Origin of the sequence: Arsukibacterium sp. (assembly GCF_033722355.1) — a bacterium.
Taxonomy (GTDB): domain Bacteria; phylum Pseudomonadota; class Gammaproteobacteria; order Enterobacterales; family Alteromonadaceae; genus Alishewanella.
On sequence record NZ_JAWVZF010000276.1, the window covers coordinates 1 to 1,657 of the forward strand.

A 1,657-nucleotide genomic window follows, 5' to 3' on the forward strand; every position below is an offset into this window, starting at 1 on the left:
AGGAGATGCCTGTCTTTACCGCAAAAACACCGCTGCCGGCTGCCTGCAGCAGTGGTCGCTGTCAGACAGTGCTGATACCCTGACCAGTTTACGCTGGCTTGCGGCAGATCAGTCACTGCTGGCAGGTTATCAGAGCGGCCGCTTACAGCAATGGTTTTTACTGGCGGACAACAGTGCTGCAGCTCATTTACGTCTGGTTCGCGAATTACAAGGCCAGCAGGCTGCAATACTGCATATTGCGCCGGAACATAACCGCCGGGGGTTTGTTACCCTGGCGGCTGATGGCCGGCTTGCCTTGTACTATTCGGCTGTGGCAAAACCATTGTGGCAATACGACACTGCTATTACCAGTGCCAGCGGTATGGCATTTTCTGCAGATAATCAGCAGCTTAATATATTCACCAGCACCAGCCTTCACCCATTTAGCATAGATAATCCACACCCCGAGGTACATTGGCAGACGTTATGGCACAGTATCTGGTATGAAGGCTTTGCCAGCCCTGATTATGTCTGGCAAACCTCATCAGCAGCAGATAACTATCAGCCTAAGTTTTCCCTGATACCACTGACAGCAGGCACCCTGAAAGCGGCCCTGTATGCGATGCTGTTTGCTGCTCCGCTGGCCGTAATGGCGGCGATTTACACTGCCTGTTTTCTGCCGGCCGGGCCGCGGCGGCGGATTAAAGGTTTAATTGAGCTGATGGCGGCATTTCCGACTGTTATTCTGGGCTTTATTGCCGCCGTGTGGCTGGCTCCGGTTATTGAAGCCCATTTACTGGGGCTGATACTCTGGGTAATCCTGTTGCCACTGAGCATTCTGGCCCTGGCTGCGCTGTGGCCGCGTTTGCCGCTCGCTGTCCGGCAATATTGCAGCGGTGGCCGGCAAATCTTATTGCTGATGGTTTGGCTGGCACTGATCAGTATCGTTGTCTTCAGTCTGGCAAACCTGACAGAGAGCCATCTTTTTAACGATGGCGTACGCTTATATCTCAATGAGCTGGGTATTTATTATGAGCAACGAAACGCTCTGATTGTCGGAATTGCCATGGGTTTTGCGGTTGTACCGGGCATTTTCAGTCTGGCAGATGATGTGCTGTACCAGGTTCCGCCCCAGCTGACCCGGGGGGCGTTAGCGCTTGGTGCGACGCAGTGGCAGACGGTGCTTCGGATCAGCCTGCCGCTGGCACTGCCCGGATTAATTGCCGCTACCCTGGTCGGGTTTGGCCGGGCAATCGGTGAAACAATGATTATTTTAATGGCAACCGGCAACAGCCCGGTAACCAATTTTAATATTTTCGAAGGGCTGCGCAGCTTAACGGCGACACTGGTCATTGAGTTACCGGAGGCCACCGTCGGCAGCAGCCATTTCCGGGTCTTATTTGTTGCTGCATTGTTGTTGCTGCTACTGACTTTCGTGGTTAACACCGTTGCTGAAATTATCCGGCAGCGATTACATAAAAAGTATCAGAGGTTGTAGCTATGTTTCGTGTTTGGTTTCGCCACGGTGAGCCCTGGATTTGGCTGAACGCTGGTGCTGCAGCACTCAGTCTGTTACTGGTCGCCAGTCTGCTGATATTTATTATGGTCCAGAGTATCGGCGTGTTCTGGCCGGCGGAGTTGCCCGGCCATGTCGGCGATAAATTGCTGCACTATCTGG

Annotated in this window: 1 protein-coding gene; it reads left to right on the top strand. The window is 53.2% G+C overall.

Annotated elements, in window-relative coordinates; genetic code table 11:
• Positions 1–1,477, top strand: a 1,477-nt coding sequence (locus tag R3177_RS14745; protein WP_318971764.1) for an ABC transporter permease subunit, incomplete at its 5' end; no start/stop codon positions are given.
• Positions 1,478–1,657: the final 180 nt, after the last annotated feature.